Consider the following 26,993-nt stretch of genomic DNA (forward strand, 5'->3'; position numbering starts at 1 on the left):
ATTTTGCGCTCTAAATGAAGTGATATGGACCGTAAGACTCTGACTAGTAGGCAGTATTTTAAATTACTTTCATTGATTTATGGTGTGATGTTGCTAGCTCAGGTAGGTACTGGTACAGTCTTGTTTTTGTTAAGAAATACCCAATTAGAAGTAACTCCAAATCACGAGATGCTGTCACAAGCGTTGATGTATATTGGTCCTTTTTTAGCGTTTATGCTACCTTTTATGGGGTGGGCTATTTCAAAACAAACCTTGAAAACCATTTCATCAAAAGAATCTTTGTCGGAGAAATTGCGAAAATATCAGAGCAATTTACTCCTGAAATATGCTTTTTTTGAAGCTCCTACTTTGGTATCGGCATTTGGGTATTTTCTTACGGGAAATATATGGTTTTTGGGAGCTGGGATTGGGCTGGTGTTGTTTTTTCTGACACAAGCTCCCTCTAAAAAGCGTCTTCTAAAGACACTTCCCTTTTCGCCCATAGAAGAAGCCAAACTCAATAATCCCGAAGCCGAAGTGACTGAACTCCCCATCAAAGATTAAGGGAGCGAATTTTATTTGATTTTGTTCTATGGCTCGTCGTGTTAATACTTCTTCTCTTCCTCCCAAAAAACGTCCTCTTCCACCCTTAGGATGGGCTATCGTTGGGCTTGTGGTAATCTTGATAGGTGTAGGGCTTTGGTATTATAATCGACTCAATATCAACGACTGGAGACATGTACACAAACTCGGTATACGCTTACCGATGAAATATGAAATTCACGGAATCGATATTTCGAAACACAATGGGCGTATTGATTGGAAGCTTCTGCGAGAAATGAGGTTTGAGGACTTGCGTCTCCAATTTGCCTTTGTTAAAGCTACCGAAGGAACCTCTCTCATTGACAAGGATTTCAAAAACAATTGGCAACAAGCCGATGATGTGGGGCTATATCGAGGAGCTTATCATTTTTATATTCCTTGGAAACCCGCTTTGCCACAGTTTGAGAATTTCAAAAAAGTAGCCAAGCTCAAAAAAGGAGATTTGCCGCCAGTCCTTGATTTTGAAATTGGTACCAATGCTTATAGTCGCGAGCAGGTCATCGAAAATTTGCGAACTTGGCTAAAATTGGCCGAAAACCACTATGGAGTGCAGCCCATCATTTATACCAATGCTGACTTTTATCGGCGATACATCAAAGACAATCTCGACAACTATCCCCTTTGGATTGCCGATTACTCAGGCTGGACGCTAAATCGCTACGATGATGCGACGATTTATTTTTGGCAACATTCAAAAAGTGGGTATTCGGAAGGAGTGCGTGGATTGGTGGACTACAATGTATTTTTGGGGGATGTGGATGCTCTCAAGAGAATTTGTGTAAAGTAGACTAAGGACGAGCCGGCGTAACACCATAACTCCGTAATTCATCCCTGACTTTTTTGACCCATGCTGCTTGGGCGGCTTGGTTGGTTCCGTGGCCAGTCTCGTTGTCGTACTGGATTTGTAACTGACTATGCACCCGATAAAAATCAATGTATTGGTACTGTAATTCACTGCTGAAATCTTCTACCGAAAAGGTCATCTTTTGAAGATAGCGCTTAAATCGCTCCGCTGCAAGACGAGTGATGTCGAAGTGAAGCTGCTCATGGTCAAGTACATAGTCGTTTTTGGAGCCGGGCCTTACCCATGAGATGGTTTTGTCAATCCATATTTTAGGGCGAACATAGAGTTCGATGACTCTATTGGCAACGACGGTGCGAGCTTCAAACCCAAAACTAGTAAATACTTGAGCCGCCCAGCGACTCAACACGCTCGGTGCTCCTTGGAAGTCAGACCAGTTGAGCGGGCGCTTGGCATGATAATAAAGAGTGTCACCGTGGTCGATAAGCGTTTCTTCTTCTAGGATGAGCTTCACTTCGCGGGCAAGCAAATCAGAGGTCTTGATGCCTTTGGCAAACCAATTGTTAAAACCTTTGAGTTCATTTTCCAATAATTTTCTAATCACGCTCTCAATCATCTCTTCGGGTACCACGCCTGCGCGAGTGTAGGTAGTGGCGGCATTGCCATTGGTGAGAAGTACGCGCCGCCCTTCTCGGTATGTTTCGTAGCCTAGTATCATTTTGACTTCGCCCTTGACACGGTTTTCGGGAGTAAGTGTCTCGCTAATTCGTAGTTCGTTGATAGTGAGTAAAATAGGCGTAAGAGAATCGGTGTTAACAGGGTTGAAATTTTTCTTTAAGAAAGATTCCAGGGCATTGGCCGTGCCACCTTGAAGCTGAGCTGTGAGGGGCTGAGGTCTACTCCAAATCTTGCCGATATTGGTAGTAATAGCCCTATTGTCAATTACCTCTAAAATAAAAAAGCCTTTGGGTTGGACGTTTAGGCGAATGGGTTTAAGGGCAATTGTTTGGGTTTGAGTCCAAGCAGAATAGGAGGCTTGTAGCACAATAAAACCCAACAAAACACTAAAGATACTACGCTGCATAAATTTCTTATTCGTTACTTTGTGCTGTTCAAAGAGATGCTCCAACAAAGATACTTATGACTCTGATTTTAGGAATAATCGACGGTAAGTATCTTGATTGATAATGCTATTAACGGATAATTAACAAAAGAAAGATGAAGAGGGGTCATTTTTTTCTAAAAGTGATTTGAACCTCATTAAACACAATAATCTAAAACAACTCATGCGTCCTGCTTTTGACGATATTTTTATGGAACTAGCCCAAAACCTAGCGCGTAGGTCTCACTGTATCAAAGCGCAAGTGGGGGCAGTTCTTACCAAAGACACCCGAATTATTTCGATTGGTTATAATGGTCCTCCTTCGGGTACCCACAATTGTGACGAGGAGTTTCCGGGGGTAGGCTGTCCGCGCGATTCCAAAGGAAGCTGTTCGTTGGCACTTCATGCAGAACAAAACGCCATCTTGTATGCCGTCAAAAATGGAGCTAATTTAGAAGGAACGACTTTGTACGTGACTTTGTCGCCTTGCATTGCTTGCGCGCGCGTGATTTATACGATGAAAATCAAACGAGTCATTTATTTGGATTCCTATGCTGATTATAAGGGCATTGGGGTAGATGAAGGCGTCGAGTTTTTGCGAAAATTTGGAGTACAAGTCGAGCGTTTTAAAAAAGTAGCTGAACAATCTTAACAAATCATGAATTACCTAGCCCACTTCTACTTGTCATTTGAGCAAGAGCCGCTAATTGTGGGGAATTTGTTAGGTGATTTTGTAAGAGGAAGATTAGATCATCCCCGCAATCAGCACTACAATGCCGCCATAAAGCAGGGGATATTGTTGCATCGCCACATTGATTTTTTTACAGATACACACCCAACGGGACAGGAGTGCCGCAAAGTGCTTCCTGCTAGGTTTTCGAAGTTTAGAGGAGTGGTTACGGACATGTATTTTGATTATTTTTTAGCCAAATATTTCCGCGATTATTCTACCTTTCCCCTTCATGAATTTACGGTGTATGTGTATGGAGTTTTAGATAAAAATCGAAGGGTATTGCCGCCTGAGGCAGCATCATTGGCAGAAACAATGAAAAAATACGATTGGTTGTACAACTACCAATTTGAAGAGCGGATGATTCGTTCTTTCGTAGGAATGTCACAAAGATTTCCGTTTTTGAAAGGCATCGAAACCGCCGGAGAAGAGTTGTTTGCCAATGAAGAAGTGTATGCCGATTATTTCAGAACCTTTTTCCCGGATTTAATTCATAGCTGTGAAGATTTTTTAGGCAGTAATTAAAATCGCCTTTGAAGATAGTACTTGTCTTAGTAAAGAGATTGTGGGAAATTTTATGCTCAAATTTTCCTATTTGCCGATAGCTATCTGATGGCATACTTATCTAGCGGGTTGTGCCTAATAAGATTATTACATTTTCAAATTGACAAACTATGTTTACAGAACCCAGCCCTTTAAAAGAATTGATGAACCACTTTGCGCAGGCAGGAGAAGTGATTTGGATAGGGGTGAGACCCGCATCTCGACAGCCTGTATCGCCTATTACTGAGACTTTTGCCCGAATAGGAACGGGGCTCGACGGTGACCGCTACCGTGGCAATCCAGACAGCAAACGCCAAGTAACATTGATTCAGGCGGAGCATTTGGCGGCGATAGGCTCTTATTTGGGAAGAGGCATTATCAATCCTGCCTTGTTGCGGCGCAATATCGTCGTGACAGGTATCAATCTACTAGCTCTTAAAGACCACACCATCCAAATCGGAGAGGCGGTGATTCAGATTACAGGTTTGTGTCATCCATGTAGCCGTATGGAGGAGGTGCTAGCAGAGGGTGGCTATAATGCCATGCGAGGGCATGGGGGAGTCACTGCCAAAGTACTGCATGAAGGTACTATTAAGGTGGGAGATAGCGTAAAGGTGCTGAGTCAGCTAGACAACCTAAATCAGTAACTGCCTGAGTGCTTTTGACTTAATTTTGCAAAAGTTTTTTTCTGTTTGAATTCAACGGCGGACTTACTAACTTGCGGGCATGGCAGACAATTTTGTGGTATCGGCTCGGAAGTATCGTCCCGTTACGTTTGATACGGTAGTTGGGCAGTCGCACATTACGACTACTCTCAAAAATGCTATTCGTACCAATCACTTGGCACAGGCGTTTTTGTTTTGTGGACCTCGCGGTGTGGGGAAAACAACGAATGCTCGTATTCTCGCAAAAACCATTAATTGTCAGCGTCTTACCGATGAGGTAGAGCCTTGCGGAGAGTGTGAGTCGTGCGTGGCTTTTCAAAACAATGCGTCTTTTAATGTGCATGAACTAGACGCCGCGTCTAACAACTCTGTAGATGATATTCGGAACTTGATTGACCAAGTGCGCTATCCTCCCCAAACGGGTAAATACAAAATCTACATCATTGACGAGGTGCACATGCTATCGTCGGCGGCTTTCAATGCTTTTCTGAAAACCTTAGAGGAGCCACCTAGCTATGCCATTTTTATCTTGGCTACGACCGAAAAACACAAGATTTTACCCACGATTTTGTCGCGGTGTCAAATCTTTGATTTTAATCGGATTCAGCCTAGTGATATTGCCGACCACATCGAACGAATTGCCCAAAAGGAAGGTATCCAAACCGAACGTGAAGCCCTCGAACTAATCGCCCAAAAAGCCGATGGCGGTTTGCGCGACGCGCTGTCGATGTTTGACCTCAACGTGACTTTTTCGACCGACGGGACGGTGCGGTATCGGGATGTTTTAGAAAATCTCCACATCCTTGATTATGATTATTACTTTAAGGTAACAGACGCCCTTTTGACAGGAGATTTGTCCCAAACCTTGTTGACTTTCAATGAGATACTCAAAAAAGGTTTTGACGGGCATTTGTTTGTTATTGGATTGCTTGAGCATTTTAGAAATTTGCTGGTTTCCAAAGACCCCTCAACGGTGCAGTTGTTGGAAGTCTCCGAAACTGCCAAAAACAAATATTTGGACCAATCGGCCAAAGCCTCTTTGTCGTTTTTATTGTCTGCGTTGAGTATTGGTGGTCAGTGCGACATCAATTATAAAGCCGCCAAGCAGCAGCGCCTACACGTGGAGCTGTGCTTGATGAAGCTCGCAAAGCTCGCAGATGTCTTGGACTTGGAGGCTATATCCCAAGACGAAAAAAAAAAGCATAATATAAGTGCAACTACCTCAGTGACTGTGCCCAATGCCACGGTGACCACCCACGTGAATTTGGCCGGAAATCCAGCGGCTACTAAGCCCATCATGACCACGAGCGAGCCTACGGTCAGTTATCAAAATGCGGCTACCGGGACACTCGGCAAACTTCGCTCGACAGTAAATCTCAATGCTACGGCCATAGTAACCCCCGAAACAGCCAAAGTAACTACCTCAGTTTCTAAGGAAGCAGAACCTTTAATGAGCTGGACTGACCAGCCTTTTGCGTTCGAACAACTCAAAGAAACCTGGGAGGCATTTGCACGTTTAAGGGAGACCAAAGGTGGGGGCGTAAGTGAGCAAATCATGCTCAATCGTGAGATTAAGTTTGAAAACATGACGATTGAGTTGATTTTGGATAATCTTCACCAAGAGACCTTACTCAATGACTTAAAACCTGAGTTGTTGAGTTATCTTCGTCATACCCTCAAAAACCGTCAGATTCAGGTTACGCACCGTATCGCGCCCAATGAGGTAAAACGCAACCCTTATACGCCCCTCGAAAAATTCAACGCCTTGGCTGAGCGCAATCCCGCCTTACTAGATTTGCAGCGGTTGTTGGGATTGGATGTGGATTTTTAGGGAAATTATCTTCTGTTTTTCACCTTGCTTGGAGTCTTCTATTTTCTGTACAATCAGAACTAACTATTTCATGCACTTATTCTGCAAAAACGCTAGGGTGATTTTTGTTAAATTTATAATTAATCGTGTTCTATCTCAGCGAGATTTCCTCTTAAATCGTTGTGTTAGCAAAAAAGATGCCATATTTTCGATATGAAAAAATAATAATTTTTTATATCGAACGTCAATTATATACTAGTTCTTTTAGATTGCCGTTGGATAAAAATCATTTCTTTTTTAATATTTTTCTTCTAATATTAAAGCGTCATATACACTTACAAACTATAAGTATGCTTTTTAGCGATATTAGCAATTAGCATCATTTTTATTTCAAACCATTTCTGAAATCTATCCAACTCCATTTTATACTACTTATATTATTAAACCTCCCTCTTTTATGATTAAGTACATTATTACTCTTTTCACCTTTATAGTGGCACTATCTACTACAGCCCAAGAAAACAAACATAAGTTTGGCGAAGCCTCTCTTGAAGAAGTCAGCATGAAAGCTTATCCTAAAGACTCATCAGCAGATGCTGTTGTATTGTATGATTATGGCGAGACTAATTTTAGATATACCAACAACAACATTTTTATTGTTTTAAAGCAACACACGAAAGTAAAGATTTTGAAAAAATCCGCTCTTGATAGGGCTTCTTCTAGTGTGTTATTATACAAAGTTGGCAACAACGAAGAAAGAATTTTTGATATTAAAGCATTCACTTACAACTTGATAGATGGTAAAGTAGCGAAAGATAAGTTGTCAAAAGATATGATTTTTAAAGAAAAATCTTCTGACAACTATACAAATCACAAATTTACATTGCCTAATGTGAAAGAAGGCTCAGTGATTGAGTATAGTTATGAAATAGAAACTCCCATGACTCTTTCTCATAATCCTAAAATATGGATTTTTCAAAATGACATTCCCGTTTTATGGAGCGAATACAGAATAGATATCCCTAATATATTTTATTATACAATGCTGATGTCAGGATATTTGCCTTTGGCTATCAATGAAAAAAAACCTTTAAACATTCGATTTGCAGGCACAGATATGCCTGGTGTGAGTTATCGGTTTGTGGTAGAAAACGGCGCAGCTTTTAGAGATGAACCCTACATTACGACTCCTCTTGATTACGTCTCCAAGATTGATTTTGAACTTTCAAGCATTGATTGGACTGGAGTTTTGACAAAAAATTTCTCCTTAGATTATGCTAGTATGAACAAAACCTTGCTCGTAGATTATAACCTAGAAGAACAACTTCGTAAAACCAATTTCCTTAAAAATATTGCAAAGGAGATAAAAGCCAAAAATGCAGATACACTTAGTCAATGGAGGGCTGCCAAAAATTACGTTTTTTCTAATATCAAATGGAATGGAAAAAGTAGCATTTATTCCAATGGCCTTAAAAAAGTATTTGATAAAAAAGAAGGTGATGCAGGCGACATTAATTTGCTACTTACGGCTCTTCTTAGAGAAATGGGTTATGATGCCAATCCCTTGATTTTGAGTACACGTGCTAATGGATACATAAATGAAACCTATGCATTGCTTAAAAAATTTAATTACCTACTTGCATACATGAATTACTCCGGAAAAGATATTTTCTTGGATGCTACCGACGAATTTGCCGATGTAGGAATTGTACCTATAAGGTGTTTAAATAAAAAAGGATGGCTGGTACATCCTACAGAAGCTAGGTTTGTATCATTGATTCCTAAAGAGCAGGATAGAGAATATAAGAAGGCAGAATTTGTGCTTAATGAAGAAGGAGAGCTTTCGGGAAAAATATCGTTTTCGTATGCAGGGTATGGTGCTATTAGAGCCAAAAGCGATTTGAAAGAAACGGGGCAAGAAAAGTATTTAGAAGAAGTAAAAAAAGACAACCCTTCATGGTCTATTTCTAAAGTACAATATTCAAATACCGAACCAAACAATAGAGCCATGGAAGCGGCTTTTGATTTGAATATCAATGAGCACGTTATCAAAGCGGGAAATCTATTGTATTTAAAGCCGATTTTAAGTGACGACTATTCCGAAAATCCATTTAAAGCTTCTGAAAGGTCTTTTCCAGTCGATTTTGGGTGTTCACTTGACGAGACTTATATGGCAAATTTTGAGATTCCTGAAGGCTATAAAGTAATAGAAGCTCCAAAAAGTGCCTCTATTACTTTGCCTTCTGACGGTGGGCGGTTTTCGTATATGGTAAGGGCAGACGGGCGAAAAATAAATGTAGTCAGCAAAATACAGCTTAAAAAGCCGATTTATTATGCGGATGAATATTTATTCCTGAAAGAATTTTTTGATAAAATCATTGCAAAACATCAGGAACAAATTGTAATCAAAAAAGAAAATTAAAATTTTAATGATGGAGTATAAGAAGACATGGATAAAGAGGGTTTTAACTTTATCGATTATTGTTAGTCCTTTAGTGGGATATGGGCAGAATTTTGCTGTCGCAACTTTAACAAATGAACTGACCGACAAGGCAAGTAGTGTAGTACGATTTCATCATACGGAATTTGTGGTAAAAGATATGGGGCAGGCTTTGGTGAAGATAAGTGGAGCTGTCACGGTATTGGACGAAAAGGGCGAACGGCAAGCCGCGATTGTGATTCCTTACAATAAATTTACGACTATTAAGGATATCGAAGCGCAGCTTTACGACGCACAAGGTCAAAGAGTAAAGCGTCTGAAAAGAAGCGAAATCGAAAGCTTTAGTACCAATTCGGGTGATAACTCTATCGATGATAGTTTTGTGAAAGTGGCAATGCTTAAACATACCACTTATCCTTACACGGTGGCTTTTGCTTATGAATTCACCACCCGCAATATGATGATATATCCTACGTGGGAGGCTGTCCCGAATAATCTTCCCAGAACGGCGGTCGAGCACAGCAGCTTAACTGTAACAATGCCCCAAGGCTTGAAATTGAGGTATTTGGAGCAGAATATGCCCTCCAAAGCCGCTATTACGGAAGACGGGGGTCAAACCAAATACACTTGGGTTGTAAAAAATATAAAAGCAATTGAGGAGGAGCCTTACGCCCCGTCACTTTCCAAAATATTGCCCTGTGTATATACCGGTCCCACCGAATTTATGGTAGAGGGCTATCGTGGTAATCTCTCTACTTGGACGGATTTCGGCATGTTTTATCGGGAATTGAACAAAGACCGCTATACCTTACCTCCGCAAACTATCAATAAAGTAAAAGAATTGATCAAAGGGATAGACAATCCTCAAGAAAAAGTACAGAAATTATATGCTTACCTGCAAGGTAATACCCGCTATGTAAGTATTCAGTTGGGATTGGGAGGGTGGCAATCCATGAAAGCCGAAGAAGTAGCTACCAAAGGCTATGGTGACTGTAAAGCACTTACTACTTATTTAGGTGCGATGTTGAAAGAAGTAGGGATCAAATCATACCCTGTGTTGGTAAAAGCGGGAGCGGATGAAAGCGATATTCAGTCTACGTTTCCTTCATTTCAGTTCAATCATTTGTTTTTGTGTGTACCCAACCAAAAGGATACTATCTGGCTAGAATGTACCAGCCAAACGGCTCCTTTTGGGTATTTGGGAAGTTTTACGGGAGATAGACATGCGGTTTTGATTACCGAAAATGGGGGTGTACTGGTCAAAACTCCCTCGTATCGACCCGAAGATAATCAGCAGCTACGTCGTGCTTTGGTCAATCTACAAGAAAATGGTGAAGCCATAATTGATATGATAACCTACTACAAAGGAATTCAGCAAGAAACAGTATCGGGGGTGATGCATGTTTATGGTAAAGAAGAACAAAAAAAATGGTTGGTAAAATCGTTGTCGCTGTCGAGTGTCGAAATCCTGAAATTTAGTTTTGAAGAACACCCTTCGGCGCTTCCTGCGGTGGAAGAAAAAGTGCATTTTTTTGCCAAAAACGTCTATAATAAAAGTAGCTCTCGACTTTTTTTGAGTCCCAATCAGTTTAATGTTGTCAGTACGGTACCATTTCCCAATGCTTCACGAAAGTATGATTTTGAGATTTCGTCCAATTATTTAGATATCGACAGTATCACCTACATAGTTCCGAAAGGGTACATTGCCGAGTATTTGCCAGAGAAATCAAATCTTGTTTCAAAATTTGGCGAGTACGAAGCCGAAGCTCAAAAAGTAAATGACCGTATTATCTACACCCGCAAAATGAAAATGAAAAAAGGACTTTATCCTGCAAGTGCTTTTAACGAATGGGTGGAATTTAGGAAGAAGATTGTGAAACTAGATAAAAATCAAATTGTGTTGGTCCAGGAAAAATAGGATTTGGTTATGTTGGATTAATAAGATTAATATAATTTACTGCCAAACTAGCTTCCCAGAGGCTAGTTTTAATGCGGTTAAACTGAATATTAGGCAAATTGCTGAGTAATTTACACTTTGTCACTTATTTTTAGAGTATATTTTATTCAAAAAGCCATATATATATCAAACGCAATCAATCCTAATATAAAAACCCTTTACTTACCATGTTCAATCGTCGAGATTTTCTGAAAAGTACCCTCATTGGTGGGGCTGCTAGCATCATTACTCCCAACGCGCTCTGGGCAGCTACTCGCCCCAAAAAAGACAAATTAGGGGTAGCTTTGGTAGGCTTGGGCTATTATAGCACCGACTTGCTGGCACCCGCTTTGCAACTGACCAAAAACTGCGAGCTGGTAGGAATCGTGACCGGAACCCCCTCAAAAGCAGAAACTTGGAAGAAAAAATACAATATCAAGGATAAAAATATCTACAACTATCAGAATTTTGACCAAATCGCCAACAATCCTGATATTGATATCGTGTATGTGGTATTGCCTCCAAGTATGCACCGCGAGTATGTAGTACGCGCGGCAAAAGCAGGAAAACAAGTTTTTTGTGAAAAACCCATGGCACCTTCGGTGGCTGATTGTGAAGCGATGATCAAGGCTTGCGCTGACAATAAAGTAAAACTAGCAATAGGTTATCGTTGTCAGCATGACCCAAATACCCAAGCGTATCAGAAATTTGCCAAAGAAAAAACCTTTGGTAAAGTACGCATGGTGACTTGCGGAGCAGGGTATTTTGATGGTCGTACTACCCATTGGAAGCAAAACAAGGCCCTCGGTGGTGGCGTAATGGGCGACATGGGCGTGTATGCCTTACAAGGGGCACGCTTGGCTACGGGCGAAGAGCCTATTTCGGTGACAGCGCAATTTCACACTACCCGCCCTGATATCTATAAAGAAGTAGAAGAAACCGCCACTTTTCAGTTGGAATTTCCAAGTGGTGCTTTGGCGGCTTGCCACACGAGCTTTGGTATCAATATGAACTATCTGCAAGCCAACTGCGAAAAAGGCTGGTTTAAAATGGAGCCTTTTTCGAGTTATAGTAACAACAAAGGAAGTAGCCCACTCGGTCCCATTGATTTTCCGCTGGCCAATCAACAAGCCAAACAGCTCGATGATGATGTGGAAGCTATCATGAAAAATATGCCCCTTATCGCTCCTGGAGAAGAAGGACTACGGGATATTAGAGTGGTAGAAGCAGTTTATAAATCGGTAGCCAACGGAGGCAAGCTCATCAAGCTCTAATCGGCGATTTTGTTGAGCATACCTACGCCCACAAACATAAAAAGCCCTCCGACCAGAAATGGGACGAGGGTTTCCCATTTTGTAAGGGTAAAGCCCAGTACTGGTTTGTCAGACATGAAAGCAAAAAGAGCAAAAAGAATAAAAACAACTCCCATTCCCGTGAGAATACTACCGAACGTACGTTTCATTAAATGATAATTTTAGAAGAAATGAGCACAAAATTATCATTTTTGTTGAAAGCTTGCACTATTCTTCTGGCCTTAGTTTGAGGTTGTCTTTCGAAACAATGTATTCGGAGTTATAATAATGACGGTGAAAAAGATAGATGCCTGCGCCGAGGCTGCATACAGCTAAGAGGAATGTCGGGATTTGAAACATAATCAGGAAAAAAAGGCTTATAAAAGCATAAAATCCTTGGCGTAACAATAAATCCATTAAATAATGCTGCTGAAGAAAACGCCCAAAAATTAACCAAAAAAGACCTAGAATAAGCACCCACCATTCAAGTGTATATACCCAACTTATACCTGACGGATGGTATCGAATCATAAAGATAGATTCGGGAAAAACCAATAAAATAAAGAGAATCGTGTATTGAAGTCCTCTTTGGAACAAGGTAAGAGGAAGATTACGGAGGAGAGGCAATTGCAAATGTTCAAATTCGTAGAGATGTAGCAACATCACCGAGTGACTAAGGGCAATAGTAGCCGCAGCCAACGAAAACAAACGCTCGTCGTAAGCATCGGTAGGGTAAATTTTACAAATGCCATAGACAATAAAACACGTAAAAACCTTGGTAAGAAATAATAAAATGGGGGCTTTTTGAAACAAGTAAAGCAAGAAATACGACCAGTAGGGTTTTGTGAATTGGCGATTCAGAAAACCACTCAATATACTCAGACGGGTATCGGGATTGGGATGAAAAAGACGATACTCATAAGCCATTACACCCGTAAAGGGTAAGAACAATGCGAAACTCATGGTAATAATTACGGCTTGATGCTGCCCAAATAGCCACCCATAATAGCCCACAAAACCCGCATACAATACCACAGGCAGCCACAACATAAAATGTACATACAACAACCCTGCCCAACGCCTTGGTTTTGAGACGGTCACGAGATGATACAAAAACTCGTGTGAACTAAAAAGTAACCTTTGCCTCACAAAATAGACCACTTTGAGGTGATACAATCCCCACAGAGATAGCCCAAGCGACAGCAAAAAAGGAGAGGTAAAAGCATACGTTGCCAATGCGATGTGGTCTTCGGGGCGTAAAATCCCGAAACCAAACATGGCAACCAAAAATAAGAAACCCGTATTGAGACGATAATATTCGATTACAAAAGTCTTGCGAAGGATATTAATAATGGACTTCACTGTTGGTTACGGATTAAATGAATCGTCTTGTTGTGGACTTGATATAAACCTTGAATGGGGAGTTTTTCAAAGATAAAATCCTGATGTGAGGATAACAAAAAAGTGACACCTTGTGTATGATATTGGCTCACAAGGTCGTACACTTTCTGTACGGTAGCATCGTCGATAGTGATCAGGGGTTCGTCTAAAATAATGACTTTGGGAGTTCCTAAAAAAGCGAGAATCAAAGAGGTCTTTTTGAGCATTCCACTTGAGTAAGTACCCGTAGGTTGATACAAAAAATCATGCACTCCGAAGGTTTCGATGAGCTGATTCACTTGCTTTTGAGACGCTTTTTTGGCATGTCCTACAAACTGAATCAAATCATTGGCGGTCAAAAATTCAGGATAATCAGGTTCGGCTTCGCCATAATTGATGTGAAGTCGATAGTCGATGGGCTGTTTTCGAATATCCCAAGCGTGGAGTTGGATGTCGCCTTCAAAGGGCAGCATTCCGGCAAGGGTTCTGAAGAACGTAGTTTTGCCAGAGCCGTTGGCACCTTTAAACCAATGAATGCCAGGCTTTAATACTAAATCGGGCACTTGGATGACCAAGTGCCCGCCGTACGATTTACGTAAATTTTTGATGATTATCATCGCTTGCTTATAGTATTTTGCTTGCGGGTTTGGGCTACTTGCAGCACATGTTGCCCAATTTTTATGCCTGCTTTGTTTCCTTCATCACAGCCCGACCAGTAGTGAATCCCGCCATACAAACGACTTACGCTTGCATTCAAAGCCGCTTCTCTAAAAGATTTAAAAGTCATTACGCCGTGGCCGTGTTTAAATTCGGTCGAGTCAGTAAATATTATATTATCTCCATGCACAAAACTATACACCTCTGCCGCTGCGCCAGAGATAGTACTGTGGCCACTTGTGTATTCAGGAAAAGGGGGCGTCTGCAAATAAGGTTGCCATTTGGGGTCAATGTCTGAGTTGATAACCGTTTCGGGTCTCACTTTGGTGCTGCGGTATTTTTCGTCCCAACAACTAATGAATGCATCCATAAGTGCTAGAGAACCAAGTAAATAACCTTCCACACTTTTTTCAAACGAAGCTTTGCTGTTACGAGATACGGTGGCATTGATAGCGAGCCAATGCCCACCGGGGGTCATTTTTTTATTCGCAAACATAACATGCCCCACTACATTCATCACAAATGGATTGTCGTCCCAAAACCAAGCCGTGCGTTTTTGTTCTTCCGTAAGGTTTTTACCAATTTCATAGACTTGACGCGTTTCTTTCCAAAACTCGCTGTCTTTATTAGGCGTCCACATAGGGGGCCGTGGAGGCATAAACTGCGTAATCGAATCCAATGTAAACGAACGAATTTTGTTCCATTCAGGTTCGCAGGCATCGGCATAGGCAGGGGGAGTGGGTACCCAAGTACCAGGCTTGTTGGTAACTGTAAAACGAATGCCTCGGGTTTGTTTATACTTATCTTTTCCCGAGTACCGAATCACGTGAGCCGCTACACTATCCCCAAATGCTTTAGAGCGCTCGATTACATCAGAGGGTATACCCATATCTTCGTACTTGGAGTAGAAAGTCTTTTCGTAATCATCAAAGAAGCTTGCTGAAAATGTAAGCGCACGAGCTACTTTCAAAAACGCATGAGTACTTGCTAAAGGAAAACAATATTCGGCATTAGGTTCAGGTGGAGCAGGAGAAGTAAAATCGTTTAACTTTCCTCCGAGAGATTGATACGCTGGATAGCCCGGAACCATAGCTTCATATCCTGCTAAGTTGGCATAGGCATAGATTCGACTGGCTACGGGAGGTTTGAAAATATCGTGAATAATCACCTCTGTGAGCAGTTCGACCGATTGGTGATACAATTCCGCATCAGCAGCCTTTTTGTTATACTCCTCAGGTTTGGCTTTTGGTTTACAGGCGTTTAATGATAAAAAGATGCTGCCTATAATCACAAAAAAGAAAGGCTGTTTCATCATAAGTACTAAAAAAATGAAAAAAAAAGTTTAGAAAGGAATACTCATAAGCGCAAATTTATAAAATCATGCCCTTATTAAAGTGATTTTGGTCAGTTATTTCGGTATTTAAAAAGGATTAAAAACTTTTAATGTAAAAACCTCTTTTATGCAACGTCGTACCTTTTTTTCAACATCCATAGGGGTAGTTTCTTGGGTGGCATTTGAAACGGCAGAGGCAGCCCCTCGTCCTTCTAAATTGCCACGGTGGCGAGGGTTCAATTTGCTCGAAAAATTTAATCCTAACCAAGCCCAACCTTATTCAGAGCGAGATTTTGAATGGATGCATCAGTGGGGCTTTGATTTTGTAAGATTGCCTATGTCATATTGGTGTTGGTCTAAACCCGACCCGCAGCAGTGGCTTGTGATGGATGAGATGCAGCTTAAAGAAATAGACCAAGTCGTTGAATGGGGCAAAACCTACAAAATCCACGTAAATCTCAATATGCACCGTATTCCGGGCTATTGTGTCAATCCTCCTGCCGAGCCGCTTAATTTATGGAAAGATGAAAGGGCTCTGGAGGCTGCTTGTCATCATTGGCGCGCGTTTGCCACTCGTTATAAAGGGATTTCTAATAAAAGGCTCAGTTTTGACCTTCTCAACGAACCTCCCGATATTCCAGAAGCTGATTATGAGCGTGTAGTGCGGGCATTAGTCAAAGCCATTAGGGACGTAGATGCCCAGCGGCTTATCATCGCTGATGGTTTACGATGGGGTACCACTCCCGTCCATAGTATTGCAGATTTGAATGTGGGACAAAGTACACGTGGATATAACCCCATGCAGGTGAGCCATTATCGGGCTAGTTGGGTGAAGGCTTCAGAGCAATGGCCTACTCCCGATTGGCCTCTCAAAATTGGTGAAACTGATTGGAACAAAGATTTGTTGAAAAAGAAATACATCGCTCCTTGGAAAGAACTGGAACGTAAAGGTGTCGGGATTCATGTAGGAGAGTGGGGGGCTTTTCAGCACACACCTCACACTACAGCTCTTAAGTGGATGGAAGATAATCTTCAACTTTGGAAAGAAGCAGGCTGGGGGTGGAGTTTATGGAATCTGAGAGGCTCGTTTGGGGTTCTGGATAGCGGGCGCAAAGATGTAGTTTACGAAGACTGGCAGGGGAGTAAGCTAGATAGAAAAATGCTGGAGTTGCTAAGGCGATACTAATGAAAGGCAAATTGTGAAAAAACAATAAAAGACTTGAATATAGAAAAGAAGATAGCGGATAATTGAAGTAATAAAAAGACATCATAGGTTCAAGTGTTTCATAATCAAACAACACTGCCCTTTGAGCCTTAAAAAGTAGAAAGAAAAGTTGTTTTTTTGAAAACAAGACGCTATATTTCCATTGACGAATTTGACGAATGCAACGTCAATAAAAAGTTTAACGTATTAATCAATAATAAAACATTTACATCGTTTGGTCGAAAAAGTAATTTCCTTGGAGGATGTGTCTTTAGTTGATTTCCTCGGCGTAGAAAACAACCACATCAAAGAAGTCGCAGCTGCGTTTCCGATGAGCAAAATCATATCTCGTGGCAACGAAATCCGAGTAATGGGAACCCAGCCTGAAATAGTCCGCATCACCGATATTCTGCAATCCCTTCTTCAACATTACCAGAAGTACGGTAAAATCACCAACGAAAACGTACGACATTATCTTACTGCCAACGGAGGCTCGGTAGCACCACCTCATGTACTGGAAGATGAAAAGGATGTGATTTTGTATGGTACAAAAGGAGTAGTGGTAAAAGCAAAAACGGCTAACCAACGATTGATGGTCGAAAAAGCGGCTGAAAATGACTTGCTTTTTGCCATTGGCCCGGCAGGTACTGGCAAAACCTACACGGCGGTGGCTATTGCGGTACAGGCACTCAAAGAAAAAAAAGTAAAGAAACTTATCATCACGCGCCCAGCCGTAGAAGCAGGCGAAAACTTAGGCTTTTTGCCGGGCAATTTAGAAGAAAAAATTGACCCCTATTTACGGCCTATTTATGATGCCTTAGATGATATGATTCAAGGTGAAAAGCTGAAGTTTTATCTCGAAAATCGTATTGTAGAAATTGCCCCACTTGCCTACATGAGAGGGCGCACGCTCAACAATGCCTTTATTCTTCTGGATGAAGCTCAAAATACAACACCTTCCCAAATGAAGATGTTTTTGACGCGGATGGGGCCAAGTTCTAAAGTGATTATTACGGGCGATAAAACCCAAGTCGATTTGCCTAAAAATCAGAAGTCGGGCCTGAGAGATGCGCTAGAAACCCTCAAAAATGTCAAAGGAATCGGTTTTGTAGAGCTTGACGGACGCGACGTAGTGCGCCACCGCCTCGTTAAAGAAATTTTGGAGGCATACGAAAGAAAAGAAAAAGAATAGAGTGAAAGGGAGACAATACACCAAAATCGCTAAATATATCCAAGTAGGAGTCATCGGCAGTTTTTTGTTGTTTGTCTCCTTTTTCATGCCTCCTAGTTTTGCACAGCGCTGTTCGGCGGTGCCCTATGATAGCCTTCTTCAAAAACGCTATCCTTATTGGGCGCTGAAACGTAGGTTGCTCGAAGATTCTGTGCAAAATACTTTACGCAATCCTAACCGTAGAAACCTTCGTACAGCAGTACTTTGCGAAACGATTCGTATCCCTGTTGTGGTGCACGTGATTCATAATAACGCCGCTGGCACTACAGGAGGACGCGACAATGTCAATATTTCAGATGAACAGATTTTGTCGCAGATTAAGATTTTGAATGAAGATTATCGGCGCAAGGCAGGGACGAAAGGGTTCAACAACAATCCCGTTGGCGCAGATACAGGGATCGAATTTTATCTAGCCAATGTCGACCCAAACAACCAACCTACTAATGGTATCACAAGGCATTATTATCCCAATAAAACTTCTTTTGATATTTTTTCGGATGATCAGCTTCTGGCCAATATCGTCAGTTGGCCTACGGATCTCTATATGAATATCTGGGTAACCCGCTTTTCTGGTAATTTTTTAGGAGTAGCGCAGTTCCCGTCAGTAACAGGTATTCAGGGTCTGGACAATAGTTCGGAGCTTCAAGAGCGTACCGATGGGGTTTTTATTGATTTTCGGGTGTTTGGGGTAGGTAGCGCCGTCACAAGCCGTCTTTACAACCTAGGCCGTACGACCACACACGAGGTAGGGCATTGGTTAGGATTGATTCATACTTGGGGAGACACCAATTGTGGCGACGATTATTGCGCTGATACGCCCACCGCCGAGAGTGGTAATCAATCGGCTAATTGTGGTCCCGTATTTTCAAATTGTAATGGACAAAGGACGCGCAACATGACCGAAAATTACCTTGATTATTCGCCTGATTCGTGCATGAATATTTTTACTAAAAACCAAGCCGAACGGATGCTTGCCGTCATTGAAAAAGCACCAAGAAGGGCACGATTGGTGAAGTATTGGTGCGCAAGCGTGCCTTTTGGCGAAAAATTAGCGGTAAGGGTCTATCCTAATCCCGCTCCTTCTACTGAAAGGGTGAAAGTAGAGGTGACACTCAAAGAGTTTGGCGACTTTGAGGTAGAGGTATATAGCGTCACTGGTCAATTGGTGAAGCGATTTGTGTACGAAGATTATCCCAGTTGGATTGTGGATTTCCCGACCGACGATATGGCCTCTGGTAGCTACATCGTAAGGGTAAAAACCAAAGATGAAACCATTACTTCCCGTTTGATTATCAGGCGATGAACATTCTCCTTCGCTATACGTTGGTTTTTGCCTTGGGGATTTGGCTAATGGGGCAAGTCCAATGGCCCATAGAATGGATTGGCGGAGGGCTGGGAGCTGTGGCTTTAGGTACTTTAGGCATGTGGCGTTTTTTTCGAAGCCGCTTTTGGATGGGCGTTTTTACGTTGTTACTTTTTGTCAACTTAGGAATGCTCAATCGGGTCTTGCACCAAGAACAAAACAATAATCTTCACTTAAGTCACTTTTCTCTTTCCGAAATAAAGGCATATCAAGGATATGTTTTATCGCTGCCCGAAACCCGTACCAAAGTTCATAAAGTTGAATTGGAAGTATCGGCTATCAAAACACCGCGTGAGTGGAAAAAGGCTAGTGGTAAAGTATTATTATATATCGACAAAAAAGCCCCTAAACCTAGCTATGGCGATGAATTGGTAATTTTAGGAACACCGACCGAAATTTTGCCACCCGCCAATCCTGCCCAATTTGACTATCAACGATTCCTTTCGTATCAGTATATTTTCTTTCAAGATTACCTGCGAATTACCGACTTTGAAAAAACGGGAAAAAGTCGCACGGTTTGGTACAAAGTAGGACCTTATCGGTTAAGTGCGTGGAGCGATGCTGCCTTGCGTAAGCTCATACCCTATGAGCGCGAATATGGAGTAGCCAAAGCAATGGTCTTGGGTTTACGTGATGAAATGGATATTGACTTGCTGCAAGCTTACTCCGCAGCGGGAGCGGTACATGTGTTGTCGGTATCGGGTTTTCATATTGGGATTTTTGTGTGGCTGCTCACCTTATTGTTGAGTCGTTTCAAAAAAAATCGTTTCGGAAAGTGGCTTTATTTGGGACTTACGCTCACTATCTTATGGTTTTATGCTGTGCTCACGGGGCTATCGGCTCCGGTGATTCGCTCGGCTTTGATGTTTACCATTTTTTTGTTGGCAGAGCCTCTTCAGCGAAAACAAAACATCGCTCATGCTCTTTTTGGCTCAGCACTTATTTTATTGGTGCTCGACCCACTTCTGATATATTCGGTGAGCTTTCAGCTTTCGTATGCTGCCTTAGGTGGTATTATATTTTTGCAGCCTATTCTTTACCAAAGCCTTGTTTTTAAAGATTGGTTTTTGGATAAAATATGGGCCATTACCGCCGTAGCATTGACGGCCCAATTGGCAACTTACCCTATTGCAGTTTATTATTTTCACCAATTCCCCACTTATTTTTTGCTGGCAAATCCCATCGTGGTAGTTCTTTCTACGGCCATGCTGCCTGTGGCTTTGGCTGCTATTCTATTGTCGTGGGTTCCATTGATAGGCTCTGCTTTGGGATGGATATTGACCAGTATTATTTGGTTACTGAATCAATCGGTCGTTTTGATCGATAAATTGCCTTTTTCGCTAGTTCCCAATCTTTCGTTTTCTTGGTTAGAGCTTTTATTGGTGTATGCAATCATCGGGCTGTTGATTGTGATGCTATACGAGCGCGAGCTAAAATGGCTTTGGACGGTGGCAGGTGTAAGTACATGCCTAATGGTAGTACAGCTAGTCGAGATTTTTGAGTATCATCATCAGAAGGCAGTGGTCTTACATGCAGTTCCGTATCAGACGGTGGTTAGTTTGATTGACGGCCAAAATGCGGTTATTGTGGCCGATTCGGCTTTTTTCCAACAAGGCAAACAGCCTTATGATTATTATCTTAAAAACTTTTACGTACAGCGTGGTATCAAGCATATTATCAAAGAAAAGCTAGAGTCACCTTCGTCTCGCTTAGGAATCATAAAGACATTGCCGTTTGGTAAATTGATTGTTTGGAACCAGAAAACGATATTGTTGGTAGAGCAGCCACTTACGGAGCCGCTTCCGAACGTAGATTATGTACTTGTCAGAAAATCAAGTCACAAAAATATGGCTCAACTTCAAAGGTCATTTGGAACACAGAAGCTATTTTTTGACCATTCCAACAAATTTTATGTGTTGGATACCCTTCAAAAACAAGCAGAAGTGGCTAAGTTGGACTATCATTTTATGAATAAAAAAGGAGCTATTTTGTGGCACAATGGGCATGAACACAAGATTCCAGACTTGAATGCTTGGTATTAAATAAATACTTTCATCAACAAATGTTATTTTATGAAAACACAATTTACTTGGCTGTTTTTATTGGCTTCGCTCACCTCTTTGGCACAAGACAAAAGCCAATACATAAAAGATATAAAAGCATGGCATCAAGACCGTTTAGAAAGCCTAAAATCTGAAAATGGATGGCTTAATCTTGCGGGCTTATTTTGGTTGGAAGAAGGCGCAAATTCATTTGGAAGCGATGCCAGTAATCAAATTGTGTTTCCAGAAAAAGCGCCTAAAAAACTAGGGACACTCCTACTCAAAGATAGCAAAGTAAGTTTTTTGGCCGAACAAGGTGTGGAGGTAAGTTTATTAGGGTCGAAGGTGCCCGCTCCTTATGTATTTGTGGACGGACAAAGTGCTACTATGCAATATGGTTCCTTAAGATGGTTTATTATAAAACGTGGCCCCAAAGTAGGAATTCGTTTGAGAGATTTGGAAAGTGTTGACTTGCAACATTTTAAAGGAGTTGATACTTATCCTATTGATGCCAAATGGAAAGTGACGGCCAAACTTGAAAAAAACACTACCGACAAAAAAATAGCTATTATGGATGTGCTGGGTCAAACCACGATGCAACCTTCGCCGGGTACTTTGGTGTTTTCAATCGCTGGAAAAGAGTATCGTTTGGATGCAGTCGAGAGTGAAGGAGAGCTGTTTATCCTTTTTGCTGACCCTACCAATCAAAAAGAAACCTACGGAGCAGGGCGTTTTCTATATGCCGAATTGCCCAACGAACAAGGTACTACCATTCTTGATTTCAATAAAGCTATCAATCCTCCTTGTGCTTTTACAGCTTTTGCTACTTGTCCATTACCACCTAAACAAAATCGCTTGCCTATTGCCATTAGAGCTGGCGAAAAAAATTATGGATTGCATTAAAAGAAAAAGGATGGAGAATGTGTTTGTGAGCTAATGTATCATGCGCTATTCTTACAAAATTCTTTGGCAGAGAGTACATTTGTAGAAATATAGGGCTATTTTTGTCGTATGATTAGTTGGTTGGGAAAAAATACGGTTTTTCGCTTCTTTTGGGTATTGATGACAATTCACATACTCAATTGTAGCATTGACTCTCCTGACCCCGAACCAGACGATATTCCCGAAAATCTTGCTTATAATGATATCGAAAGTATCGCCGAATTGGTGATAGAACAATGGTTGGGATTAGGTGATTTTTTTGCTGAGCATGATGAACATGATACAGAAGATGGTAGCCATATTTCGCTAGGAAAAATTCTTTTTTACTGCCAATCTCTCCATTCATTTAAACTTTCAAACAATACCCACTCTTTAGCCTCTCCTTTGCTTCCTATTTATTACCAAGATATGTATGCGAGTCAGTATCACCCTGAACTAGTATCTCCCCCTCCCCAACACTCCTAAATTCCTTTTTTCTTAATTATTCCAAAGCGTAATCTAAGGTGATTACGTTGGTTTATATTTTTATTTTTAACCCCATTATTATGAAAGCAAATGCTTTTAAGGTAGGTGTGTGTGCCTGCCTGTTGTTGTGTTGGTCGTGTATCGAAGAGACAAACCAATCCAAAGTCGAACAAATATCTTTTCCTGTCACTAGTCCAGTGGTAGTAGATACTGTATACACAAAAGAATATGTGACAACAATTGCTTCTCTCCAAAACGTAGAGGTTCGTAGCAAAATAGAAGGATATATCGAAGCTGTTTTGATAGACGAAGGGAAGGCAGTTCATAGCGGACAAACATTGTTTAGAATCGGAGGGCAACGATACCGACAAGAACTTCACAAAGCCCAAGCAATGCTCAAAAGTGCTCGCTCAGAGGCAAAGACCCTTGAGCTAGAAATTAAGAATATACGCCACTTGGTGGAACAAAAAATAGTAGCCAAGACGGAGTTGGAGATAGCAGAATCAAAACTAGAAACCCTGAAAGCCCGAATCGAAGAGGCCGAATCGGATGCTGCCAATGCCCAATTACAACTCTCGTTGACCGAAATTAAGGCCCCTTTTAGTGGGGTGGTAGGACGAATTCCTAACAAAGTGGGAAGTTTGGTAGACGATGGCACCCTACTAACAACAGTCTCCAACAATCAAGAGGTGTATGCTTATTTTAACGTAACCGAAAAAGAGTATTTGGATTTTACGACACAAAATGAAATCAATCGTCGGCGTCCTGTTAGGCTAATATTAGCCAATGGACAACCGTATTCGCAAACGGGAGTTATCGAAACTATTGATAGTCAGTTTGATAAAAATACGGGAAATATAGCTTTTCGTGCCAAATTCCCTAATTTTCAACAAATCCTCAAAAATGGAGCAAGTGGTAAAATCCAATTGACTAATACGATTAAAAATGCGTTGGTAGTTCCTCACAAAGCGGTGTTTGAGGTGCAAGACCGCAACTGCTTGTACGTAGTAGATGCCCAAAATAAAGTAAGTATCCGCAACGTGCAAATTCTCCAGCGATTGCCACAGCTGTACGTGATTGAGTCTGGACTAGATAAGTCCGAAAAAATTCTGTATGAAGGTATACAACGAGTAGTAGAAGGTGACGTAATCACCCCTCAGTTTATACCTATGCGTCAAGCGATGGCGAGTATTGCTAAAAATTAGAGGGTAAGTTAGTTGGCCGTATATAGATATACGGTTCAACGATTCACTATTAACAAAAAAACGTATGTTTAGTCAATTCATAAATCGGCCTGTTTTGTCGATAGTCATTGCTCTGATTATCACCTTACTGGGCTTACTAATGCTTACACGCTTGCCTATGACGCAGTTTCCAAGTGTGGCACCACCAGAGGTAAACGTGACTATCGAATACACCGGCGCCAACGCCGAAACAGTTACCAAAGCTGCGCTTGTTCCAATTGAGCGTGCTATCAATGGCGTACCGGGTATGAAATATATGTCTTCGGATGCGGGCAACGACGGCGTAGGAGTGGTACAAGTTATTTTTGAAGTAGGTACCGATCCTGATGTGGCAGCGGTCAATGTTCAGAATCGCGTAGCGGCTGTCATGGGCGAACTCCCCGCCGAGGTGATTAGAAATGGGGTCAAAATCGCCAAAGAAGAAAATGCCATGCTGATGTATATCAATATATTCAGTAAAGACAGCACGCTCAAAGAAAAATTCCTTTACAACTTTGCCGATATTAATGTACTAGCAGAAATCAAAAGGGTAAAAGGTGTAGGGTATGCGGAGATTTTGGGGGCACGCGAATATGCCATGCGGATTTGGCTGAAGCCCGATAAAATGCTGAATTACAACGTTTCTACTGAAGATGTTTTGGATGCCTTGGAGGAACAAAACGTAGAGGCTGCGCCCGGAAAGGTAGGTGAAAGTACTGATAAAACACCTCAGCAATTACAATACGTGATTAAGTACGGCGGTAAATACAATACGCCCGAAAAGTATGAAAACATCCCTATCAAATCCAACGAAGAAGGGCAAATTTTGCGGATCAAAGACATTGCCGATGTCGAATTTGGCACTACCTATTTTGACGTAGAAGCTAAAATTAATGGGAAACCTACCGCTGCTATCATGCTCAAACAGCTGCCAGGCTCTAATGCTAGTGAGGTGATTGCCAATGTCAAAAAAAGCATGGAACGTATCAAAGGAAGTGCTTTTTTGAAGGGTATGGATTACGAATTTAGCTACGATGTCTCGCGCTTTTTGGATGCATCCGTACACGAAGTGGTCAAAACCCTCATCGAAGCATTCTTCTTGGTTGCTTTGGTCGTGTTTTTGTTTTTACAAGATTTTCGTTCTACGCTTATTCCAGCTATTACGGTGCCGGTGTCACTTATCGGGACATTCTTCTTTATGCAATTGCTAGGTTTTTCGCTCAATCTCATCACGCTTTTTGCTTTGGTATTGGCGATTGGGATTGTGATTGACGATGCTATTGTGGTGGTAGAAGCGGTTCATGCCAAACTAGAAACTGGCAAATATTCGCCACGAAAAGCAACCGAAAAAGCCATGAAAGAAATCAGCGGGGCGATTGTAGCCATTACGCTTGTGATGTCGGCGGTGTTTGTTCCTACTTCTTTTATGACAGGGCCCGTTGGGATTTTTTATAAACAGTTTTCAATCACCATGGCCATTTCTATCGTGCTTTCTGGCGTAAGTGCCTTGACGCTTACGCCTGCTTTGTGCGGTATGTTTTTAAAAAGCAATCATAGTGCGCATCCTGAAAACCATTTTTTGGGGCGACTTTTTGGGGGATTCAATCGCTGGTATGAGGGCCTTGCTAGTAAATATCAACGTTTGCTGTCGGCCATTGTTAACCGTCGAGTGATTACGTTTGGGATACTACTGGCGTTTTGTGCGGGTATAGGTATTTTTGGAAAGATGTTACCTTCGGGTTTTATTCCAAACGAAGACCAAGGTACTTTTTATGTAAGTGTAACTACGCCTTCTGGCGCTACCCTCGAACGTACCAAGGCGGTTGTGAACGAAATCCAAAAAGCCTGCCAAAATATAACGGCTGTGGAATCTATCTCTACTTTGGCTGGTACCAACATCCTTTCGGATGGTACTGGGGCTACTTATGGTACATGCTTAATCAACCTTCATGATTGGAAATCCCGTAAAGAAACGGTAGAAGAAGTCATGGAAATGGTGGAGCAACGGACCAAACACATCAAAGACGCACGTCTTGAGTATTTTCCTCCTCCTGCCGTACCTGGGTATGGAAATGCGAGTGGTTTTGAACTTAGATTACTAGATAAAACGGGCAGAGGTGACTTCAAAGCCATGGAAGATGTGGTCAATCAATTCATTAAAGACCTGAAAGCTCGTCCCGAAATCGCTTCTGCATTTACGATTTTTGATGCTAGTTTTCCGCAATACCTCTTACATATCGACGAAGACAAGGCCGCTCAAAAAAAGGTAACTATCAACAATGCAATGGGGGCATTACAGACTTTGTTGGGAAGCGAATATGCCACTAATTTTATTAAATATGGCCAAATGTACAAAGTAATGGTACAAGCCCTACCGCAATATCGTGCCAAACCAGAAGACATTTTAAACCTTTACGTTAAAAATAATGAAGGGGATATGGTGCCTTTGTCGGCATTTGTAACCCTCGAACGGGTATATGGCGTAGACCAAGTGACGCGCTACAATATGTACCCCTCTGCTGAGCTAAACGGTGAGCCTGCCGAAGGGTATAGTAGTGGTAGTGCTATTGAGGCGATTCAGGAGGTAGCCAAAACCAAGCTTCCCAAAGGCTATGACATCGATTGGGCGGGTATCAGCCGCGACGAAGTCGAAACGGGTAACCAAGCCGTCTATATTTTTCTGATTTGTTTGGTGTTTGTGTATTTATTGCTTTCGGCGCAGTATGAGAGTTTTTTGTTGCCATTGCCTGTTGTCCTGTCTCTTCCCACCGGCATCTTTGGGACATTTTTGTTCTTGTCTATATTGGACTTAGAAAACAATATCTATGCCCAAATTGCCATGGTAATGCTCATCGGGCTGTTGGGTAAAAATGCTATTCTTATTGTAGAATATGCCACGCTGCGCCATCGGGAAGGATATAGTGTGATAGAAGCTGCAATCGAAGGTGCCAATGCACGTTTGAGGCCTATCTTAATGACCTCTTTTGCGTTTATCGCAGGTTTACTTCCGTTGATGTTTGCATCGGGAGCGGGGGCCTTAGGCAATCGCACCATTGGCACGGCAGCTGCGGGAGGGATGTTGTTCGGGACGGTCTTTGGCGTAGTGGTCATTCCTGGCTTATATGTGATATTTGCTACTTGGGCTGATAGGTTGGGCCATAGAAAAGACGGAAAAAAGGAAGTCAAACCCCTTACAGAAGACAAGCTAGAAAAATGGAGCTAAACCTAATCTAACTGAATTTAGCAGAATA

General features: G+C 41.7%; 22 protein-coding genes. 17 read left to right on the forward strand and 5 right to left on the reverse strand.

The genetic code is table 11. From position 1 onward, the window contains the following. Window positions 1-24 precede the first annotated feature (24 nt). Window positions 25-543: a hypothetical protein gene (locus P1X15_RS13455; RefSeq protein WP_277338648.1), complete on the forward strand. Its 519-nt coding sequence runs from the start codon at window positions 25-27 to the stop codon at window positions 541-543. Between the two features lie 28 nt (window positions 544-571). Then, a complete protein-coding gene (locus P1X15_RS13460) occupies window positions 572-1,369 on the forward strand; it encodes a glycoside hydrolase family 25 protein (RefSeq protein ID WP_277338649.1) in 798 nt (265 codons plus the stop codon). A 1-nt stretch (window position 1,370) separates the two neighbouring features. Here P1X15_RS13460 and P1X15_RS13465 read toward each other — a convergent pair whose 3' ends face one another. Beyond that, window positions 1,371-2,468, reverse strand: a complete 1,098-nt coding sequence (locus P1X15_RS13465) for a hypothetical protein (protein WP_277338650.1) — start codon at window positions 2,466-2,468, stop codon at window positions 1,371-1,373. A gap of 202 nt (window positions 2,469-2,670) precedes the next feature. Here P1X15_RS13465 and P1X15_RS13470 point away from each other — a divergent pair, with 202 nt between their 5' ends. The 7 genes from P1X15_RS13470 (at window position 2,671) to P1X15_RS13500 (ending at window position 11,884) form a co-directional block, all read left to right on the forward strand. After that, window positions 2,671-3,138, forward strand: coding sequence for a dCMP deaminase family protein (locus tag P1X15_RS13470; protein WP_277338826.1), 468 nt, complete (start codon window positions 2,671-2,673; stop codon window positions 3,136-3,138). Between the two features lie 6 nt (window positions 3,139-3,144). Next, complete coding sequence (locus tag P1X15_RS13475) at window positions 3,145-3,741, forward strand: ACP phosphodiesterase (protein WP_277338651.1); 597 nt, start codon at window positions 3,145-3,147, stop codon at window positions 3,739-3,741. Window positions 3,742-3,890: 149 nt separating this feature from the next. Then, the gene (locus P1X15_RS13480) at window positions 3,891-4,406 is read left to right on the forward strand and encodes an MOSC domain-containing protein (RefSeq protein WP_277338652.1); all 516 of its coding nucleotides are present in this window, start codon (window positions 3,891-3,893) and stop codon (window positions 4,404-4,406) included. A 79-nt stretch (window positions 4,407-4,485) separates the two neighbouring features. Further along, window positions 4,486-6,255, forward strand: a complete 1,770-nt coding sequence (locus P1X15_RS13485; RefSeq protein ID WP_277338653.1) for a DNA polymerase III subunit gamma/tau — start codon at window positions 4,486-4,488, stop codon at window positions 6,253-6,255. Between the two features lie 436 nt (window positions 6,256-6,691). Then, complete coding sequence (locus tag P1X15_RS13490) at window positions 6,692-8,656, forward strand: DUF3857 domain-containing protein (protein ID WP_277338654.1); 1,965 nt, start codon at window positions 6,692-6,694, stop codon at window positions 8,654-8,656. A 7-nt stretch (window positions 8,657-8,663) separates the two neighbouring features. Next, complete coding sequence (locus P1X15_RS13495) at window positions 8,664-10,592, forward strand: DUF3857 and transglutaminase domain-containing protein (RefSeq protein ID WP_277338655.1); 1,929 nt, start codon at window positions 8,664-8,666, stop codon at window positions 10,590-10,592. Window positions 10,593-10,798: 206 nt separating this feature from the next. After that, complete coding sequence (locus P1X15_RS13500; RefSeq protein WP_277338656.1) at window positions 10,799-11,884, forward strand: Gfo/Idh/MocA family protein; 1,086 nt, start codon at window positions 10,799-10,801, stop codon at window positions 11,882-11,884. Here P1X15_RS13500 and P1X15_RS13505 read toward each other — a convergent pair. The 4 genes from P1X15_RS13505 to P1X15_RS13520 are packed head-to-tail and all read right to left on the reverse strand — an operon-like array spanning window position 11,881 to window position 15,254. After that, window positions 11,881-12,072, reverse strand: coding sequence for a hypothetical protein (locus tag P1X15_RS13505; RefSeq protein ID WP_277338657.1), 192 nt, complete (start codon window positions 12,070-12,072; stop codon window positions 11,881-11,883). The genes P1X15_RS13500 and P1X15_RS13505 overlap by 4 nt on opposite strands. 58 nt (window positions 12,073-12,130) lie before the next feature. After that, window positions 12,131-13,264 carry a hypothetical protein gene (locus P1X15_RS13510; RefSeq protein ID WP_277338658.1) on the reverse strand — a complete coding sequence of 378 codons (1,134 nt, stop codon included), beginning with the start codon at window positions 13,262-13,264 and terminating at the stop codon, window positions 12,131-12,133. Beyond that, on the reverse strand, window positions 13,261-13,899 hold the full coding sequence (locus tag P1X15_RS13515) for an ABC transporter ATP-binding protein (protein ID WP_277338659.1): 639 nt from the start codon (window positions 13,897-13,899) through the stop codon (window positions 13,261-13,263). The genes P1X15_RS13510 and P1X15_RS13515 overlap by 4 nt, the downstream gene beginning before the upstream one ends. Next, the gene (locus P1X15_RS13520; RefSeq protein ID WP_409049684.1) at window positions 13,896-15,254 is read right to left on the reverse strand and encodes a vanadium-dependent haloperoxidase; all 1,359 of its coding nucleotides are present in this window, start codon (window positions 15,252-15,254) and stop codon (window positions 13,896-13,898) included. Before P1X15_RS13520 ends, P1X15_RS13515 begins: the two co-directional genes overlap by 4 nt. Before the next feature lie 145 nt (window positions 15,255-15,399). Here P1X15_RS13520 and P1X15_RS13525 point away from each other — a divergent pair, with 145 nt between their 5' ends. The 8 genes from P1X15_RS13525 (at window position 15,400) to P1X15_RS13560 (ending at window position 26,965) form a co-directional block, all read left to right on the forward strand. Beyond that, window positions 15,400-16,458 carry a glycoside hydrolase family 5 protein gene (locus P1X15_RS13525; RefSeq protein WP_277338660.1) on the forward strand — a complete coding sequence of 353 codons (1,059 nt, stop codon included), beginning with the start codon at window positions 15,400-15,402 and terminating at the stop codon, window positions 16,456-16,458. Window positions 16,459-16,711: 253 nt separating this feature from the next. Continuing rightward, a complete protein-coding gene (locus P1X15_RS13530) occupies window positions 16,712-17,668 on the forward strand; it encodes a PhoH family protein (RefSeq protein WP_277338661.1) in 957 nt (318 codons plus the stop codon). Window position 17,669: 1 nt separating this feature from the next. After that, window positions 17,670-19,010 (forward strand): M43 family zinc metalloprotease, encoded by a 1,341-nt coding sequence (locus P1X15_RS13535; protein WP_277338662.1) that lies wholly within the window; start codon window positions 17,670-17,672, stop codon window positions 19,008-19,010. Next, window positions 19,007-21,112, forward strand: a complete 2,106-nt coding sequence (locus P1X15_RS13540; RefSeq protein WP_277338663.1) for a ComEC/Rec2 family competence protein — start codon at window positions 19,007-19,009, stop codon at window positions 21,110-21,112. Before P1X15_RS13535 ends, P1X15_RS13540 begins: the two co-directional genes overlap by 4 nt. A 30-nt stretch (window positions 21,113-21,142) precedes the next feature. Further along, window positions 21,143-22,015, forward strand: coding sequence for a DUF1684 domain-containing protein (locus P1X15_RS13545; RefSeq protein ID WP_277338664.1), 873 nt, complete (start codon window positions 21,143-21,145; stop codon window positions 22,013-22,015). A 108-nt stretch (window positions 22,016-22,123) separates the two neighbouring features. After that, window positions 22,124-22,519, forward strand: coding sequence for a hypothetical protein (locus tag P1X15_RS13550; protein WP_277338665.1), 396 nt, complete (start codon window positions 22,124-22,126; stop codon window positions 22,517-22,519). A gap of 80 nt (window positions 22,520-22,599) precedes the next feature. Next, window positions 22,600-23,724, forward strand: a complete 1,125-nt coding sequence (locus P1X15_RS13555) for an efflux RND transporter periplasmic adaptor subunit (RefSeq protein ID WP_277338666.1) — start codon at window positions 22,600-22,602, stop codon at window positions 23,722-23,724. Between the two features lie 64 nt (window positions 23,725-23,788). Next, window positions 23,789-26,965 carry an efflux RND transporter permease subunit gene (locus tag P1X15_RS13560; RefSeq protein WP_277338667.1) on the forward strand — a complete coding sequence of 1,059 codons (3,177 nt, stop codon included), beginning with the start codon at window positions 23,789-23,791 and terminating at the stop codon, window positions 26,963-26,965. Window positions 26,966-26,993: the final 28 nt, after the last annotated feature.

Source organism: Runella sp. MFBS21, assembly GCF_029433105.1.
Lineage (GTDB): Bacteria > Bacteroidota > Bacteroidia > Cytophagales > Spirosomataceae > Runella.